We start from the raw sequence: 18,634 nt of genomic DNA on the forward strand, positions 1-18,634 counted from the left end.
TTGGTAAAAGTTATGATTTAAATTCTCTAAGCGATTTTAATTGACAAACTTAGTGGCCAGCTTTCCAAGTTCCCCACCAATTCATCGCCCCGCTGTACTGGCCCGACACCGGCCGGTGTGCCCGTAAAAATCAAATCGCCCGCTTCCAATTTTATATAGCGCGATACTTCGGCGATTAAATCGGGAATTGCCCAGACCATATCGCGCCAGTTGCCGCGTTGCACTTCTTCGCCATTGCGCGTTAACACCAAATCGCCGAATTGTTGTAAGTCATCAAGCGTGCCGCGTTGAATGGCGGTGCAAGGTGCAGAACCGTCAAATCCCTTTGCTAGCTCCCAAGGGCGACCGGCTTTTTTCGCTTCTTTTTGGATATCGCGGCAGGTCATATCCAAACCGACGGCATAACCACATACATATTCGGCAGCCTGTGCGGCGGGAATCTGCGCGCCGGATTTGCCAATTGCAATTACCAATTCAATTTCATATTCAACTTGTTGCGAAAAATGCGGGTAAATAAAATCGTCGCCATTTTGCGCCAGTGCACTTTGCGGTTTAAAAAAGAAAAACGGCGGCTCGCGTTCAGGGTCGTGGCCCATTTCGCGTGCGTGTTCGGCGTAGTTGCGGCCAATACAAATAATTTTGTTAACCGAAAAACGATCGCCAGTGTTAACAATAGGCAGTGAATAATTCATGGCTGTTTCCGAATAATTTATTGATTTTCTTTGATGTAAGTATCTTTAAGTTTGACGTAATTATTGGCCGAGTAAAGAAAGAAGCTGCGCTCAGATTCTTTGAGCGGGCGGATTTGTTTTACCGGCGTGCCCATATACATAAAACCCGACTCAAGCCGCTTGCCCGGTGGCACCAGCGAACCTGCACCAATTACTACTTCATCTTCTACTATGGCGCCATCGAGAATAGTAGAACCAATTCCCACCAATACGCGGTTGCCAATGGTGCAGCCGTGTAAACACACTGAGTGACCCACAGTTACATCGTCGCCAATGATGAGCGGGTGGCCGGCGGGGTTGTAATCGCTGGCGTGGGTGATGTGCAGTACCGAGCCATCTTGCACGCTGGTGCGCGCGCCTATGCGAATGCGGTGCATATCGCCGCGAATGACTACACAGGGCCAGACGGACGCGTCATCACCCAAGACTACATCGCCAATCACCACCGCTGATTCATCGACAAGCACCCGCGCGCCTAATTGTGGGCAGTGGCCTTGGTAATTTCGAATTGCGCCCATAGATATACTCCTCAAATCCAAATCTAATTGTGGGTGTATGATACGCCAAACCCCGCCCGATTTTCGCCACACGGAGCCACTGCATGAGCAACCCGCTGTTAGCCAGCCACACTTTGCCGCCTTTTTCTGCTATCACCGCCGCCCAGGTAACCCCTGCGATTAGCGAACTGATCGAGCAGGGGCGCGCGCAACTTGCACAAATACTCGCCGATTTACCCAACCCCAGTTGGGAAACACTTGTTATGCCCCTGGAAGCACAGGGCGATAAATTGGACCAAGCCTGGGCGCCGGTGAGCCATTTAAATTCCGTCGCCAATAGCGATGAGATGCGCAAAGCCTACACCGAAAGTGTTGCGCTGCTAACCGATTATTCAACCGAGTTCAGCCAAAACGAAGCGCTCTACAAAGCCTACCAACAGCTCGCCGACAGCAATGAATTTACGCAGTTAACACAAGCGCAACAGCAGACGATTAATAACGCGTTGCGCGATTTTCGTTTAGGCGGTGTTGCGTTAAATGCGCAAGACAAACAACGGTTTGGTGCTATTCAAAAACGCTTGTCCGAACTCTCCACCCAATTCTCCAATAATGTATTAGATGCAACCCAAGCCTGGTACAAACAATTTGATAGCGCTGACGCCTTGGCTGGTTTGCCCGAATCGGCATTGGCGCAAGCCGCACAAGCAGCCGCGCAAAAAGAGTTATCCGGTTATGTGATTACTCTCGATTTCCCGTCCTACTACGCGGTCATTATGTATGCCGACAATCGCGCCCTGCGCGAAGAAATTTACACCGCCTACGTCACTCGTGCTTCGGCGTTGGGTAAAAAGGCCGACGGTAGTTCGGCAGCAGAATTTGATAACAGCGCGTTAATTGCAGAGACATTGACGCTGCGTCATGAACTGGCACAACTGTTAGGTTTTGCCAATTATGCAGAGCGTTCACTGGCGAGCAAGATGGCGGAATCCACCGAGCAAGTGCTGCAATTTTTAACCGAGCTGGCACAAAAATCCAAACCCTACGCCGAGCGCGATTACGCTGAGCTGCGTGAGTTTGCCGCGCGCAATGGCTGCGCCGATTTACAAGCCTGGGATTCAACCTACTACAGCGAAAAATTGCGCGTAGAAAAATATTCTGTTTCGCAAGAAGAGTTGCGCCCTTATTTTCCCGCAGAAAAAGTTATCGCCGGTATGTTTGAGGTAGTGCAGCGCTTGTTTGGCATTCAGGTAAAACAAATCACCGATTTTGATACCTATCACCCCGACGTGCGTTTTTATCACATCGAAAAAAATGGTGCGCAGGTCGCGAGTTTTTATCTGGATATGTTTGCGCGCGATAAAAAGAAAGGCGGCGCCTGGATGGCTGACTGCCGCGTGCGCCGTAAAACGGCAACCGGTGTGCAATTACCCGTCGCCTTTTTAACCTGTAATTTCACTCCACCGGTTGGCGCTACTCCTTCGCTGCTCACCCACGATGAAGTTACCACCCTGTTTCACGAATTTGGTCACGGCCTGCACCACATGCTCACTCAAATTGATGTAGCAGCAGTGAGTGGTATTAATGGCGTGGCGTGGGATGCAGTGGAATTACCCAGCCAATTTATGGAGAACTGGTGCTGGGAGCCAGAGGCGATTCCATTAATTTCCGGCCACAACCAAACCGGTGAACCGCTGCCGCAAAACTTGTTGGATAAAATGCTCGCCGCAAAAAATTTCCAATCCGGTTTGCAAATGATTCGCCAGATCGAATTTTCATTGTTCGATTTCCGCCTGCACGCCGAATACGATCCGGCCGCGCCGAAAACTGCCCAGGAAGTATTGAATCAAGTGCGCGACCAGGTTGCGGTAATCAAACCACCGGCCTTCAATCGTTTTGAAAATAGCTTTAGTCATATTTTTGCTGGCGGTTACGCGGCGGGTTATTACAGTTACAAATGGGCGGAAGTATTATCGGCCGATGCCTATTCGCGTTTTGAAGAGGAAGGCATTTTTAATCAGCAAACTGGCGACAGTTTCTTAACCGAAATTTTGCAACAGGGTGGCAGTCAGGCGCCCATGGAATTGTTTAAGAATTTCCGTGGCCGCGAACCGAATATCGACGCGCTATTGCGTCATTCAGGAATTACTCTTATCGATACTTCAGGGGAGGCAGCCTAATGGCCTACAGCACCACACGCCGGTTTGTCGCGGGTGCCGTCTGCCCACGCTGTTCAGAAATGGACAAACTCGTTGTATATAATGACGAAGGGAAAGATTATCGCGAGTGTGTCGCCTGCGGTTACAAAGAGGAGATGCACTTTAAACCGGTCGCACGGGAGTTAGAGACCCGCGTTAATCAGACCGAAGAAGATAAAAAAGATGCTATTCAGGTCATCAATATCCTGCCTTTTGAAAAGCCCGATCAGTAGATCGGGTCTCTTCTATATTTATCGCCTCCATGCTCGATTACTTTTGAATTGCTGAAAAGTTGCTAATGAAGCTATTTTTATTAGCAAAAATTATGACAATCCCATCGATTCTTTGGCGTTTACTGTCTAGGCTTTGGACTGTTCTCTACGCAGATCAAATTTTTACTAATTAAAAATAATTTTTAAAGTGCTACCGATATGTGGAGCGTCGCGCCAATGTGTGGTCTGACGTAACAGTCCTTAACTTTTTATAACCTTCTTCGTTTCAATATCTTGTAGTCAATATGAACATATGATACTTGTATCCAACCATGCTGATATCTCAAATAGTGTAATTTCTTTAGTGCACTAATCTCAACCCATAAATACAACACGGCAATGGTAAAAGCGGAGACGAGCTACAGCGCTCGGTGTGACCAGATCATCTTGCTACAAGATGAGTCAGGATGGATTGCTCCCATGTGTGTGATCAATCCTGATGTGCAGTACCGATAAAAATCGTGACCATAATTAATCCAACTAGGAGAGCTCCATGAACACAAGAGCACAATTCAAGAAGAAACTAATAGCAACAGTTATTGCATCTTCAGCTGTAACCGGGATGAGCGGTTATGCAGTAGCGCAAGATCAAGGCGTTGAAGAAGTGGTTGTAACAGGTATCCGCGCTTCTTTAGAGCGTGCGATGGACACCAAGCGCAACGCATCGGGTGTGGTTGATGCCATCAGCTCAGAAGATATCGGTAAGTTCCCTGATACTAACTTGGCTGAGTCTCTGCAGCGTATAACCGGTGTGTCCATTGATCGTAGCAATGGTGAGGGTTCGCAAATCACTGTTCGTGGTTTTGGGCCTGATTACAATATGGTAACCCTCAACGGAAGAACCTTGCCTGGCGGCAGTGCCTATGGTGGTAGTTCAGGTGCTGATGCATCTACCCGTGGTGGTAACTCCCGCGCCTTCGATTTTGCTAATCTGGCTTCTGAGTCAGTTTCAGGGGTAGAAGTTTACAAGACGAGTAAGGCAAATATTACTGGGGGTGGTATCGGTGCTACCGTGAATATCAAGACCGCTCGCCCATTGGAATACGATGGTTTCAAGGCTACTGTTGGTGCCAAAGCAGTAGCAGATACGACTAACCGCACTGGTGATGATGTAACACCGGAGTTGTCCGGTTTGGTGGGTTGGGCAGATGACTCTGGTGTATTTGGGGTTTCGTTAAGCGCAAGTTACCAAGAGCGTGACTCGGGTTTCACTGGTGCAACTGTCAATGATTGGAGTGTTGCTGAGTGGGGTGGTGGTGGCACGCAAACCATTTATGATAATCCAGCCAACAGTAGCATTTTCAAAAATGCACCGGAGATTGGTCAGCTTTATTCTCGCCCCAACGATATTCGCTACACCTTCTCTGATCGTCAACGTGAGCGGACCAATGCTCAGCTTACATTCCAATATCGCCCGATTGAAAACCTGACCGCCACTGTGGATTATACCTTCGCGCAAAACGACCAAACTGAACGTCGTGGTGAAGTGACTACGTGGATGCAAAACGGTGGCACCTTAACCGAAGTTGAATTCGATAACTCTGCAATCAAAACACCTAAGTTTGTTGTAGAAAGTTACTCAAGCAACAGAGATATTGGCCTTGCCCAGCAATACCGTTCTCAAGAAGATACTTTAGAGTCTTTTGGCGTTAATTTGGCGTGGGATATCGACGATCAGTTGACCATTAAATTAGACGCACACGACTCTACTTCCGAAAGTTTGCCAACAGGTCCTGGTCATTCGGGTGAGTTGGACGTTGGACTTGGAGCGCCGGTCAAGACTGCTGCAAGTTGGCAGTTTAGCGGTGTGAAAGTGCCAACCTTTACTAACAGTATTGCCGGAGACGGAATTCTGCGTGAAAGCGACATCAGCTCTTCAGTCATGCGTGTATTTTCTGTTGAACAACTATCTGATGTAACTCAAGTAAAACTCGACGCAGAATGGAAGTTTGATGATGGTCGTTTTGACTTCGGTATTGAGCGCAGTGAGTTGGGTTCCAACACAATTAGCTACAATGGTAATAATAATCAAGTATTGGGTGGTTGGGGTGCATCTGCACCTGGTGAATTCCCTGCGGGCTTGTTCACGCCTTTCAACGTTGCAGGCGAGTTCGATGACGTGGATACCGGCAATTCACCTGGCATAGGCTTCCGTGCCGATGCCATTCAGCTGGCCGAGTTCTTGGTGAGCAAGTATAACGGCGCTGAAAAGGCCTACATCGGTGTTGAGGATACCCAGATTCCTGGTCAGGTTCGTAACAGTAAGAGCAACAACGATGTTCAAGAAGAGACCGATGCTGTCTACTTCCAGGTCGCCACTACCGGTGCTCTGTCTGGCTTAGAAGTTAACGTACTGGCTGGCTTACGTTACGAAACAACCAAGCAGATATCATCGTCTGATACTCCACCGGTTGATTTTTATATCTGGTCTTCAGATAACGATTTCACGCCAGTAAGTAAGCCTGCAGGAGCCAAGTCTATCGCTAAAAATAGTTATGACGCGCTTTTGCCAAATCTGGATGTGTCAGTTAACGTAACCGACGACATCATCACCAGATTCTCATTTAGCAAAAGTATAACCCGCCCTCCTCTGGGAAGTTTGGGCTCAGCGGTAAACTACAGAAATCCGAATGGCTCAACTCTGAATGCCGGTACCAGTGTTCAAGCAGATGGACAAAACCCACAATTGAAGCCATTTGAATCTACTAACTTCGACATCTCAGTGGAATGGTATTTCGATGATGCCAGTTATGTCTCCGCTGGGGTCTTCGAGAAGCGCGTTAGCAACTTCATAGGTACCGAAGTTACCTCGCGCAGCTTTGATGTTCAGGATCAGACTGCTGGTCCACGAGCAAGAGCGGCGAGAGCAGCGCTTCAGGGTATAGGAGTAAACGTTGATAACGCCAGCCTTTACGCCATGATGCAAATTTTGGCAAATCCATCAGCTCACCCCAATGGTGCAGCAGAGTACACCGTGGCACTGGCGGATGACTACAACGATCAGGCTGGTTACCCGTTCATCACTCCTAACTCCGATGACCCCCTGATGGTGTATCAGTACAGAGCACCAGTGAACAATCGTGAAGCAAAGGTTCATGGTGCTGAGTTTGCTGGTCAATACTTCTTTGGTGATACTGGTTTCGGCTTGCAGGCTAACTACACCATTGTTCGCGGTGATGTGAAATTCGATAACTTGGATATGTCAACCACCCAATTTGCGTTGCTAGGTCTTAGTGATACTGCAAACTTGGTATTGATCTATGACAACCATGATATTGAAGCGCGCGTTGCTTACAACTGGCGTGATACTTTCCTTAGAAGAACTGGTGCTGGTGCTAACAACCCAGGTTATATTGAAGCTTACTCACAAATTGATGCGAACGTGACTTACCACGTGACTGAGAATTTGGCGGTATCGCTTGAGGCTATTAATCTGACTGGTGAAGATCGCCGTGAACATGCTCGCAACAAAAACATGTTGTGGGGTTACGATGATTTGGGAGCCCGTTATCAACTGGGAGCCCGTTACAGCTTCTAAGTCGTATCTAAAAAGTGTGTGACAAGAAAAGAGTCGCTTAGGCGGCTCTTTTTTGTTTTACTGAAGTCAATATAAAAAAGAGGTTGATGGTGATCAATATGCAAAAAGCTGAAGTATTGAATAATGTTACGCATGAAGAATTAAGAGTGAGTCTGGATTTTTCAGCGGAGTTGGGCGACAACATAACTGGAACATCCACTTATGTCACCGAGATTGCCGATGTACAAAAAGAATATCCAATTTTGTGTCGCAAGAATCCAGAGACCGGAGAATACCAAGCTACTGTATTTTTTGGTTTCGAGAAGAACGAGAACTTATTTTTAGTGGATAAAGATCTGGAAAGGCAGAAGAATTCAGGTTGGAATGCTGAGTACGTACCGGCCGTTATGGCGAGGGGTCCATTTTCAATTGGCATAAAGCGTGAAATGGTTAATGGCGTTGAAACACAAAACCCCTTGGTACAAGTGGACTTGAGCCACCCAAAAGTAACTTGCGGAACCGGGCAAAAGTTATTTTTGGAGAATGGCGGAAATGCCCCTTGCCTAAGCCATATTTCCAGGATGTTGGAGATTATTAATGATGGGATTCCTTTAACAAAGTTAATGTTCGATTTTTTCATCAAATATGATTTGCTAGAGCCGGTCGCTCTGGATATAGAATTTCAGAATCAAGAAAAATTAAAAATTACTGGTTATGAGACCATTAATCTAAAAAAACTAGGGAATTTAAATGGCGCCGAATTAGAGGATTTAAATCGAAATGGCTTTCTTCAGGCCGCATATTTTATAGCAGCTTCACTGTCTAATTTCAGAAAGCTTATTGATTGGAAAAATACCAAGATTTTACACGGCTGAGAAAAATTGAATACTTATAAAACAATAAAAATATTGCAGGGTATTACACCCGACAATATACCTGCTGATGTTATTGCTGCTGCAGAACCGGTGATTCTGAAGCAATTGGTGAGTGATTGGCCTCTCGTTATGGCAGGGCGAATTTCTGATCGAGCATCGGTAGACTATTTAAAACATTTCTATAATGGCAACACCTCCATTGTTTGTAAAATTCCTTCGGAAAATAATGGCAGAATGTTTTACAGCGATAACTGCACTACTCTTGATTACGAAAGCTTCAAGGGGCGTATTGATGAGACGCTTGAAACAATTCTAGTCAGCGCTGGAAAAGCGGGTGAACCAGTTCTTTATATTGCCTCGAACGTTATTGACACCCATTTGCCTGGCCTCCGGGAAGCTAATCAACTGACTATCCCGCGCGCCATGCATCCAGAAGCAATGGCAGAACGTGTAAGTATCTGGATTGGTGCAGCCACCACAGCTACTTGTCATTTTGATGCACTGGATAACATCGCCTGCTGTGTAGCAGGTAAGCGTCGCTTTATCGTCTTCCCTCCAGATCAAATCAGTAATCTTTATCCGGGACCGCTGGAGCCAACCCCAGGAGGGCAAGTAATTAGCTTGGTAGATTTTAAGAATCCGGACTTTGAAAAATTTCCAGGATTTCAAGCCGCTTTGGCAAATGCGCAAGTCGCTGAACTAGAACCAGGGGACGCCTTATATATACCCAACATGTGGTGGCATCATGTGGAAAGTCTTGCGCCCTACAATATTTTGGTGAATTACTGGTGGGATAACTCACCCGCTTTTTTGATGTCCGGTATGAATGCGTTGTATGCAGCTATGTTGGGTATTAGGGATAAGTCAGATCATGAGCGAGAGGGCTGGAAACATATTTTTAATCATTACATCTTTAACGGTGCAGAGGCGGCGAATAACTATATTCCTAAAGAGGCGCGAGGCTTTTTACAACCACTTGAGCGCATTGACGCTAGAAAATTAAGAGCCCTACTGATTAATAAATTGAATCGTTGATGAGAATAAAAATGTCAGAAAAAAAAATGAAGCTAGTTATTGCTGGTGGTGGCACTGCGGGCTGGATAACTGCAGCGGCTCTTGCTCATCAAATGGGGGAATTACTGGACATCACCCTGATTGAGTCAGAGGAAATAGGCACCATCGGTGTTGGCGAAGCCACTATTCCACCTATGCGCACATTTCATCGGTTAATCGGTATTAACGAGCAAGACTTTATGCGGGCTACCAATGCCACATTCAAGCTCGGCATTCAATTTGAAAACTGGAAACAAATCGGGGAAAGCTATTTCCATTCTTTTGGTGTTACTGGAAAGCAAACGCTCATCACTGATTTTATACATTTCTGGCTCAGGGGCCTGCGCTTGGGTGTTGCGGAGCCATTTGGTAATTACTGTCTTGAATATAAAGCGGCATTAGAGAATCGGTTTGCAATAAGCGATCAGATTAAAATGAATTATGCTTTTCATTTGGATGCGGGCAGGTACGCTAGTTTTCTACGTGTACGTGCAGAGGCTGGCGGAGTAAAGCGCGTGGAGGGAAAAATCGCCGAAGTGAAAACACACCCCGATACTGGCTTTATCAGCACTATTATTATGGACTCACAGCAGCACATACCAGGTGATTTATTTATCGATTGCACTGGTATGCGCGCTCTATTGATTGAGCAATCGCTGCAGACCGGCTACGAAGAATGGCGGCATTGGTTACCTTGCGACAGCGCCATAGCTGTTCAAACTGAGTCTACGGTTGCTGCGCCTCCCTATACTCGCTCTATAGCGCATCACGCTGGTTGGCGGTGGAAAATACCGCTGCAGCATCGTGTTGGCAATGGCATTGTTTTTTCCAGTCCCTACCTGTCAGATGATGAAGCAACTCATATGCTTCTAAATAGTGTAGAGGGCAAGGTGCTCACTGAACCCAAAATTATAAAATTTAACACTGGTAGACGTAAAAAAGCTTGGAATAAAAATTGTGTTGCAATAGGGCTTTCTGCGGGCTTTTTAGAGCCGCTTGAGTCGACTAGCATACATATGATCATGACTGCGGTAACTCGCTTACTACAGCTTTTTCCACATGGAGAAATCAATCAGTCCAGCGTCGATGAATACAACGCTCAGGCAGAGAGTGAATTTTCACGAATTAGGGATTTTATTATCTTGCACTACAAGGCCACCGAGCGAGAAGATAGTGCCTTTTGGCGTTACTGTAAATCTATGACAGTACCCGAAGATCTGCAGCATCGAATTAAACTATTTGAAGAAAACGGCAAGGCGAATCAGGTTGAGGGCGAACTTTTTCGTCTGGATTCTTGGACACAAGTGATGCTTGGCCAAGGTATCACCCCTGAGTCTTATCATCCGATTGTCAATTTAATGCCAGAGCAGCAGTTGCGTCACTTCCTCAGCAGCGTTGCTGCTGATGTTAACAGGCAAATTGAGCGGCTTCCTTCACATCAGGATTTTATTCATATGTTTTGCGGAAGATCTTGATTCTTGCTGTGTAGAAAATACAGAATCTGTTGTTCAATAGCGGGTATCAAGAGGTTATAGAAAATATAAGTCCTCCCAAGCTTGCGATACTGCGCCTGAATAGCGAATATTCGCTCACCACTACTGGTTTGATCACCGGTCATAAATACACAATAAAAGAGCAAAACGGGGTTTCCTGTGCAGTTATCACCTGTAAAAAAATTAGTCATCGCCGGTGGCGGCACCGCTGGCTGGATGGCGGCGGCAGCTATTTCCAGAAAATTCGGCGAGTTGCTGGATATAACGCTTATAGAATCTGACGACATTGGCACTGTTGGGGTGGGTGAAGCGACGATTCCTCCAATCCGCGTATTTCATAAATTGCTGGGTATTGATGAACAGGAATTTATGCGAGCGACGCTGGCTACCTTTAAGGTAGGTATCTCGTTTGAGAATTGGGGGCAGAAGGGCGATAGATATATCCACTCCTTTGGTAAAACCGGCAAAGAAACCTGGCTCGGAGATTTTCATCATTTTTGGCTGCGCAGTCGCGAGTTGGGAATGGACTTTGAGTTTGGCGATTTCTGTTTGGAAGTTCAGGCATCGCTCACTAACAAATTTTATACCGGCCCCAATGCCGATATTAATTACGCCTATCATCTGGACGCCACTCGTTACGCAAAATTTTTGCGTGAACTCTACGAAAAAAATGGCGGTAAGCGTGTAGAAGGAAAAATTGTTGAAGTAAAACAAGATCACGACACTGGTTTTATTACCGGCTTGACTCTCGCATCCGGAGAAACAATTGAAGGTGATTTTTTTATCGATTGCTCCGGCTTTCGCGGTTTGTTAATTGAACAAACACTGCGTACCGGTTATGAAGATTGGACACATTGGCTGCCATGCGATTCTGCACTCGCGGTGCAAACTGAATCGGTGCGCCCCGCAGTGCCCTACACTCGCTCTGTTGCACATCACGCGGGGTGGCGTTGGCAAATTCCCTTGCAACACAGGGTTGGCAATGGGTTAGTTTATTGCAACGGTTTTATGAGCGATGACGAAGCGCGCACCACTCTCTTGCAAAGTGTAGAAGGCAACACTGTCACTGAACCGCGTCCGATTAAATTCCGCGCTGGGCGCAGACATAAAAGTTGGAATAAAAATTGTGTGGCTTTGGGTTTGGCAAGCGGATTTATTGAGCCACTGGAATCAACCAGTATTCATTTATTTATTATGGCGATTACACGCCTGATGCGCCTCTTTCCCTTTCGCGGAGTCGAGCCTGCACTGGTCAATGAATATAACCGCGAGACACACGCTGAAATTGAACCTATCCGCGATTTCGTGATTCTGCATTACAAAGCAACAGAGCGGGATGACAGCGCTTTTTGGCGCTATTGTAAAAATATGGAAGTGCCGGAAACCTTGGCGCATCGCATTGAGTTATTCAAAAAAACCGGCCACGCATATCAGGCGCCGGGTGAACTATTCCGTATCGATTCCTGGACTCAAGTGATGCTTGGCCAGCGCATTATGCCTGAGCAATATCATCACATTGCTCACCTGATGAGTGAAAACGAGCTGCGACAATTTTTCACTAAAATGAAAACCGTTATTCGCAGTGAAGCAGAGAAGTTACCCCTGCATGAGGACTTTGTGCAACAGTATTGCAAAGCGTCTGTGTAGGTTTGTTAATGCAATAAAAAATCCCCGGCAGCTTTCACTGACGGGGATTTTTATTTTACCGCAACAATTATTTTCTTACGGACAAGCCACGTCTTTACCTGCTCCTTTGATCACACTCACTTTGGCGAAAGTAATATCCAAAGTGCCGCTGGTGATTAGCGAGAAAGGTTGCAGGATTTGTGTCCAGTACTCTTCTGGTGGTTGGTTGATGCCGAAGTTAGCGCCGGAATTTGGATAGCAGCTAAAAGGCACGGTAACGGTTTGCCAACCTTGACCAACGAAGCTTTTCAGTTTTTCACTCATGTCGATATCCGATGCGCAGTAAGAGCCGCAGCCTAAACGCAGGTAGGCAACAGCACTTGGGGCCGCATCGACTTTGATATCAAATACCAGTGCCGAGTCGCTGGTGTAGTAATTGGTAAAATCCTGACGGTTGGCGATGGACATGGCAACTTGCCCGCTGCCTGAACCATTCCATTGCACGCGGCGAGCATCTTCTTGCACTTCGCGGTCAACAGCTTGAATCATTAGCGATGAGGCTTTCACCATTTTGCTGTTCATCGGCACTATATCGTTTTGGTAACCGATAATTTCCAATTGCCATGGATCGATTGGGCGGCGGTTGAAAATTTCCAATACGTCTAATGCTTCAGCGGCTTTTAATCCGTCTTCCGGTAAATTGTCGACGAGCGTATCTTTATCGGCGTAACTCAAACCGAAGCCATAGGCAAAGAGTGGGTCGTAATTTTTGTCGCCGCGATTCAGTGGCGTTTGGTCAGGATGTTTCGGCCAAGAGAAACTCAAGCGGCCTTTCATATCGTAATTAATTTCACCTGCCGCATTTTTGAAAATCACATCGGCTACACCACCACCTTCAGTGCCCGGTTGCCAAATGGCGACAAACGCATCAGACGCATTGAGTTCGCGATTCACCCAAAGTGGGCGACCAGTGATAAATAAAGCCACCACCGGAATATTTTGCGCGCGCAATTTTTTCAGCAATTCCAAATCGCTTGGGTTGCGAGGTTTGTAGGCGAGCATGCCGACATCGCCTTGCATTTCCGCGTAGGGATCTTCACCGAAAACAACTATGGCGACATCGGGCTTTTCAGTGAATGAACCATCAACGCTGAGTGTCGCTTTACCACCGGCTGCGCTTACTACTTCATTGATGCCTGCATAAATGGAGGTTCCGCCGGGGAAATCGGAATTCACATTGCCAGTGCCCTGCCAAGTGACTGACCAGCCGCCGGCTTGTTTACCAATATTGTCGGCGCCATCGCCTGCCACCAGAACTTTTTGGTTGCGCGCCAGCGGCAGTAAATTGTTTTTATTTTTCAGCAATACCAGCGATTCACGCACTGCCTGGCGTGCGACTGCGCGATGCTCAGGTGCGCCCAACAATTCTTTTTTGCCCGCGAGTGGGCGAGTCGAGGGTGCGCCTTTTTCAAATAAGCCTGCACGAATTTTTACGCGCAGGATTCTGCGCACGGCATCATCCAAACGCTCAGCAGTAACTTCACCGGATTTAGCCTGCGCTAACAAATTGTTGTACAGGTCTTTCCAGTTGGATTCGGGCACCATGTAAATGTCCAAACCGGCCATGAGCGATTCCGGGCAGTCCACCGCAGTGCAGCCGGGAATAAAGCTGTGACCGCTCCAGTCGCCGACGACTAGACCATCAAAGCCCATTTGGCCTTTAAGCACATCGGTAAGTAAATATTTGTGGCCGTGCATGCGGGTGCCGTCCCAGCTGGTGAAAGAGGCCATCACCGCCTGCACGCCGGATTCCAAAGCACTGAAATAACCAGCGCCGTGGATATCGCGCAGATGTTTTTCATCGCCCTGAGTAGGGCCGCGATCGACACCATTGAGCGTGCCGCCATCGCCAATAAAATGCTTGGCAGTGGCGATCACATGATCGTTGGATAAAAAGGCTTCTGAACCACCCTTACCTTGCAGGCCTTCTACCATCTCTCCGGCGAAAGCGCCGACGATTTGTGGATCTTCTGACCAGCTTTCATAAGCGCGGCCCCAACGGTCATCGCGCGCAACCGCAACGGTGGGGGAGAAATCCCAATCCAGACCGGTAACAGCAATCTCAACGGCAGTGACTCGGCCGATTTCTTTCAGGAGCTCTGGGTTATTGGTTGCGCCCAGCGCAATGTTATGGGGAAAAAGGGTGGCTCCAACCACATTGCCCAATCCGTGTACCGCGTCTGTTCCCCACATAATCGGGATGCCAATACGGCCATTGGATTTGTCTACTGAGGCGTTATAAAAACTGTCCGCCATGGTTATCCAATCTTGCAGTGGTGCGTATTTATTGCCGCCGGGAGTGCTGCCGCCGCCATTTAATACAGAGCCGACGTGATATTGCTTAACATCTTCCGGGGTTAGATCCTTTATCTCTGGTTGGATTAGCTGGCCGATTTTTTCTTCCAGTGTCATTTGGGCTATGAGTGTATCGATCCGCGCTTCAACCGCCGGATCTTTTTTGACAGCACTGCTAATGGCAGGCCACTCCACTTGGGTGGCGCTGCTCGTTGTCTCGGGTGACGCAGTGACGGCTGGCGGCCGTTCAGTTTTTTGCGCGTCACACCCCGCAAGCAGTGAGAGTAAAACGGCGCCGGACACCAGCGACCGAAGCTGTGTTTTATTGTTCATAGTGGATGACCTGTTATTTAAACAAAGAGATGACAATTCAATCATTTGCATCAATTAACGCAACCGCCTTTAGAGGGGCGCAGATGTAATCGATATTGATTTATGCAGTAGTCACAATGATACCTGCGTAAACATTCGCTTATGAAAGGTAGCAGTTCGCCAGCATACTGCGAACAAACTTTACCTTTTATGATGAATATCCCTTGTTTTGCGCCGAAAAACGGTCAAAAAACTGAATAATCAGCAAGGTTTTTTATCCATAAAAGATGTATACATTTTTAAATGTGTATATCCGCACTCACTCATATGCGAAAAGATTGCAATGAACTTCCTGCGTAATAGATCACAAATTCTGGTTCATCTTCTACACTAAAAAAGCGGGTTCAGTCTCAGGTTATTTTTCAGGATTTTTTATCAAACGGCTCGACAGAATCATGCTGTTGTAGTTTTGGAGGGGTTATGTTTTTCAAAAAAAAAGAACTCACGCGCTTAGGTGACATTCTCGTCAGTAAGGGACTGATCACAAAGATACAGCTTGAACACGCTATAAAAGAGCAGTCGCGCCGCAAGCGATTACTCGACCCATCTGACCCTTCCGCCGTTGTTACTCCCATTGGTGAAATATTAATTGAGCTGGGTTTCATCGATGAGCTGCAATTAAAGCGCGGCTTAAATTGGCAGCAGCGCTTGCGCAATGCTTCTATCGCTATGGCGCTTTGCGCTCCGTTTATGATTTTTAGCCCCAGTGCGGCAGCGAACGTTGTTCGCCCAGCGCCTATTACAGTGGAGGCCGAAAATTATTCGGCTATGAGTGGTGTTTGGAACGAGCCAACCCAAGATGTTGGTGGTGGACAAAACACTGGCAACATCAATACGGGCGATTGGATGACCTATAACAACATCCAAATACCAGTAACCGGCACGTATAAAATTATTTATCGGGTTGCGAGCCTTAGCGCGGGCGGAACCTTCCAGCTTAAATCTGGAACTGGTGCGGTGATCGATACTGTATCCGTACCTGTAACTGGTGGCTGGCAAAAATGGGTAGACGTTGAACGCACGGTTACTTTGTCAGCAGGCAGTAATAACCTGACCTTGTTGGCTACAGCAGGCGGATTTAACGTCAACTGGTTCAGAATTGAAAATTTGAGTGTTGCTGCTTCATCATCAAGCGCAGCTTCTAGTATTACATCTAGTGCAGCTTCGCATCCCGCCATTGTTGTGGAAGCGGAAAATTACTCAACGATGAGTGGTGTTTGGAACGAGCCGACACAAGATGTCGGCGGTGGGCAAAATACTGGCAACATCAATACCGGTGATTGGATGACCTATAACGGTATTGTGATGCCAGTGTCTGGTACTTATAAAATTACTTATCGTGTCGCGAGCCTTAGTTCAGGTGGAACCTTTCAGCTTAAATCTGGAACTGGTGCGGTGATCGATACTGTATCCGTACCTGTCACTGGTGGCTGGCAAAAATGGGTAGACGTTGAACGCACGGTCACTTTGCCTGCGGGTAGTACTAACTTGACTTTGTTGGCTACCGCCGGTGGATTTAATGTCAACTGGTTTAAAATCGAAAACCTTAGCACGACTGTTTCATCGTCCAGTGCCTCTTCCGTTGTGTCTTCCGTTTCATCCTCTGCTGCAAGCAGTGCGGCGAATTCGCTCGCGCCGGGTGCCGTGGTAATTCAGGCAGAAAATTATGCAACCATGAGTGGTGTTTGGAATGAGCCGACGACGGATGTCGGTGGCGGCCAGAACACTGGCAATATCAACACTGGTGATTGGATGAATTACTCCAATACCAAAGTTAAATTACCTTATACCGGAAAATACAAAATTACTTACCGGGTTGCGAGTTTAAATGGCGGCGGGAGTTTGGCTCTGAATGAAGTGGGCACTAATGCCACACACCATACGGTCAGTGTGCCCAAAACCGGAGGCTGGCAAAATTGGGTGGATGTGTCGGCGATAGTAGATATGACTGAAGGCGACCATTATTTCATCATCTTCGGCAAGGTTGGTGGCTTTAACGTTAACTGGTTTAGGATTGAGCCTATAGGAACACCTATGCCGCTCACCATTCAAGCTGAAGATTATTCGGCAATGAGTGGTGTTTGGAATGAACCAACACAGGATGTAGGGGGCGGGAAAAACACTGGCAATATCAACACTGGTGATTGGATGGACTACAAAAATGTTGAAGTGTTTATTCCTGCAACTGCCAATTATAAAATTACTTACCGCCTCGCCAGCTTGAGTGCAGGAGGAAGTTTCACCTTGCATGAAGCGGGTGGCTCAGCAGTTTTTGATACGGTGCCTGTTCCTGTAACCGGCGGTTGGCAAAAATGGACCAGTGTTGAACGCATAGTGACCTTGCCTGCTGGAAAGCATTATTTTGGTGTGAAAGCTCTATTGGGCGGGTTTAATGTAAATTGGATTAAATTCGAACCGGTTGATCAGGCGAATAATGTTGTTGTGCCGCCTGCTACCACTAGTTCATCAAGTTCATCTTCCACTGCGGCAATCAGCTCTTCCAGTTCATCAAAACCTGCGGTGAGTTCATCGAGTTGGTCGTCGTCATCATCCGCATCTAACACTCAACATGTTGCTGGTTCTGTTGGCATTAGCTGGACGGCGCCCAACAAGCGAGAAAATGGCGATTATCTTGATGTCACTGATTTAGGTGGTTATGAAATTCGCTATAAAAAAACAAGTGACGCTAAATTCACTTACATCAGCATTAATGACGCATGGACTAACAGTTACAACTTTCCCTGGTTGGAAGGAGACTATATTTTTCAAATTGCAGCATTCGATAAAAACGGCGTTTACAGCCCGTTTGTCGATATTTTGCGGCAGTAAACAAATAGGCTGAAACAAAAACGGCAGACTTAATCGTCTGCCGTTTTTTTTGAATTAGATTTTTAGTGCTTAACGCCCGCCGCTCACATCCAGCAATGTGCCAGTGACATAAGAGGCTTCATCTGATGCGAGCCATAAAATTGCGTTGGCAATTTCATCGGCCTCGCCCGCGCGCTGCATCGGGATTGTTGGTGCGATACGTTCAATGCGCTCAGGTTCGCCGCCTTTTGCATGCAAATCTGTATTGATAATACCGGGGCGCACACAATTGACACGAATGCCATCGGCAACTAATTCTTTGGCAAGCCCCATGGTAAAGGTGTCAATTGCACCTTTGCTTGCGGCATAGTCGATATATTCAAAAGGGGCGCCAAAACGCGATGCGATAGACGAGACATTTACAATCGCACCTCCGTTTTCGCCCTCAATTTTACTCATGCGTTTAATTGCTTCGCGCGCGCAGATAAAACTGCCGATCACATTAACTGCGAAAGTTTTTTCCAGCTCGGCAACCTGTGTTTCGCGAAACAATTTCTGGCGCAAAATTGCAGCGTTGTTGACCAGTACATCCAAGCGGCCAAAGGTTTTATCGAGCTGTGCGAAAAGATTAATGACATCACTTTCGATACTTACATCCGCTTGTACACACAATGCGTTGCGTCCAAGGGCAATAATTTTTTGTGCAACCGTTTCAGCTTGCGCGCGATTGTTTAAATAGGTGATAACCAGATCATAACCGCGTTCAGCGGCGAGTAGTGCGGTGGCGGCGCCAATGCCACTGCTGGCGCCGGTGATGAGCATAACGGGATTAGACATGTC

The 18,634-nt window shown here is 47.1% G+C and carries 12 protein-coding genes; 8 read left to right on the top strand and 4 right to left on the bottom strand.

Going from position 1 to position 18,634, the window contains the following annotated elements; all coding sequences use genetic code 11:
• Nucleotides 1–26: 26 nt before the first annotated feature.
• Nucleotides 27–692, bottom strand: coding sequence for a fumarylacetoacetate hydrolase family protein (locus AC2CG4_RS13725; RefSeq protein ID WP_484486802.1), 666 nt, complete (start codon nucleotides 690–692; stop codon nucleotides 27–29).
• A gap of 17 nt (nucleotides 693–709) precedes the next feature.
• Complete coding sequence (locus AC2CG4_RS13730; protein WP_484486803.1) at nucleotides 710–1,249, bottom strand: gamma carbonic anhydrase family protein; 540 nt, start codon at nucleotides 1,247–1,249, stop codon at nucleotides 710–712.
• Between the two features lie 83 nt (nucleotides 1,250–1,332).
• Between AC2CG4_RS13730 and prlC the strand changes: the two genes are divergently transcribed.
• The 7 genes from prlC (at nucleotide 1,333) to AC2CG4_RS13765 (ending at nucleotide 12,280) form a co-directional block, all read left to right on the top strand.
• Nucleotides 1,333–3,405, top strand: a complete 2,073-nt coding sequence (gene prlC / locus AC2CG4_RS13735) for an oligopeptidase A (protein WP_484486804.1) — start codon at nucleotides 1,333–1,335, stop codon at nucleotides 3,403–3,405.
• Nucleotides 3,405–3,656 (top strand): YheV family putative zinc ribbon protein, encoded by a 252-nt coding sequence (locus AC2CG4_RS13740; RefSeq protein WP_484486805.1) that lies wholly within the window; start codon nucleotides 3,405–3,407, stop codon nucleotides 3,654–3,656. Before prlC ends, AC2CG4_RS13740 begins: the two co-directional genes overlap by 1 nt.
• Nucleotides 3,657–4,188: 532 nt before the next feature.
• Nucleotides 4,189–7,233, top strand: coding sequence for a TonB-dependent receptor (locus AC2CG4_RS13745; RefSeq protein WP_484486806.1), 3,045 nt, complete (start codon nucleotides 4,189–4,191; stop codon nucleotides 7,231–7,233).
• 98 nt (nucleotides 7,234–7,331) lie between these two features.
• Nucleotides 7,332–8,087 (top strand): SapC family protein, encoded by a 756-nt coding sequence (locus tag AC2CG4_RS13750; protein ID WP_484486807.1) that lies wholly within the window; start codon nucleotides 7,332–7,334, stop codon nucleotides 8,085–8,087.
• A gap of 6 nt (nucleotides 8,088–8,093) precedes the next feature.
• Nucleotides 8,094–9,122, top strand: a complete 1,029-nt coding sequence (locus tag AC2CG4_RS13755; protein ID WP_484486808.1) for a cupin-like domain-containing protein — start codon at nucleotides 8,094–8,096, stop codon at nucleotides 9,120–9,122.
• Nucleotides 9,123–9,133: 11 nt separating this feature from the next.
• Nucleotides 9,134–10,615, top strand: a complete 1,482-nt coding sequence (locus tag AC2CG4_RS13760) for a tryptophan halogenase family protein (RefSeq protein WP_484486809.1) — start codon at nucleotides 9,134–9,136, stop codon at nucleotides 10,613–10,615.
• Nucleotides 10,616–10,792: 177 nt separating this feature from the next.
• Nucleotides 10,793–12,280, top strand: coding sequence for a tryptophan halogenase family protein (locus AC2CG4_RS13765; protein ID WP_484486810.1), 1,488 nt, complete (start codon nucleotides 10,793–10,795; stop codon nucleotides 12,278–12,280).
• 75 nt (nucleotides 12,281–12,355) lie between these two features.
• Here the strand turns inward: AC2CG4_RS13765 and AC2CG4_RS13770 are convergent, their stop codons facing one another.
• Entirely contained in the window at nucleotides 12,356–14,947 is a 2,592-nt protein-coding gene (locus AC2CG4_RS13770; protein WP_484486811.1) for a glycoside hydrolase family 3 protein, read from the bottom strand.
• 459 nt (nucleotides 14,948–15,406) lie between these two features.
• Here AC2CG4_RS13770 and AC2CG4_RS13775 point away from each other — a divergent pair, with 459 nt between their 5' ends.
• Nucleotides 15,407–17,815: a carbohydrate-binding protein gene (locus AC2CG4_RS13775; RefSeq protein WP_484486812.1), complete on the top strand. Its 2,409-nt coding sequence runs from the start codon at nucleotides 15,407–15,409 to the stop codon at nucleotides 17,813–17,815.
• A gap of 69 nt (nucleotides 17,816–17,884) precedes the next feature.
• On the opposite strand, the gene AC2CG4_RS13780 is transcribed toward AC2CG4_RS13775, so the two are convergent.
• Nucleotides 17,885–18,631 (bottom strand): glucose 1-dehydrogenase, encoded by a 747-nt coding sequence (locus AC2CG4_RS13780; RefSeq protein ID WP_484486813.1) that lies wholly within the window; start codon nucleotides 18,629–18,631, stop codon nucleotides 17,885–17,887.
• Between the last annotated feature and the right edge of the window lie 3 nt (nucleotides 18,632–18,634).

The organism is Cellvibrio sp. ATLC23 (assembly GCF_057196725.1).

Coding starts and splice junctions, on each gene's coding strand:
- prlC (WP_484486804.1), top strand. CDS start 1,333: ATGAGCAACCCGCTGTTAGCCAGCCACACTTTGCCGCCTTTTTCTGCT.
- AC2CG4_RS13775 (WP_484486812.1), top strand. CDS start 15,407: ATGTTTTTCAAAAAAAAAGAACTCACGCGCTTAGGTGACATTCTCGTC.
- AC2CG4_RS13780 (WP_484486813.1), bottom strand. CDS start 18,631: ATGTCTAATCCCGTTATGCTCATCACCGGCGCCAGCAGTGGCATTGGC.
- AC2CG4_RS13750 (WP_484486807.1), top strand. CDS start 7,332: ATGCAAAAAGCTGAAGTATTGAATAATGTTACGCATGAAGAATTAAGA.
- AC2CG4_RS13760 (WP_484486809.1), top strand. CDS start 9,134: ATGTCAGAAAAAAAAATGAAGCTAGTTATTGCTGGTGGTGGCACTGCG.
- AC2CG4_RS13730 (WP_484486803.1), bottom strand. CDS start 1,249: ATGGGCGCAATTCGAAATTACCAAGGCCACTGCCCACAATTAGGCGCG.
- AC2CG4_RS13740 (WP_484486805.1), top strand. CDS start 3,405: ATGGCCTACAGCACCACACGCCGGTTTGTCGCGGGTGCCGTCTGCCCA.
- AC2CG4_RS13745 (WP_484486806.1), top strand. CDS start 4,189: ATGAACACAAGAGCACAATTCAAGAAGAAACTAATAGCAACAGTTATT.
- AC2CG4_RS13725 (WP_484486802.1), bottom strand. CDS start 692: ATGAATTATTCACTGCCTATTGTTAACACTGGCGATCGTTTTTCGGTT.
- AC2CG4_RS13770 (WP_484486811.1), bottom strand. CDS start 14,947: ATGAACAATAAAACACAGCTTCGGTCGCTGGTGTCCGGCGCCGTTTTA.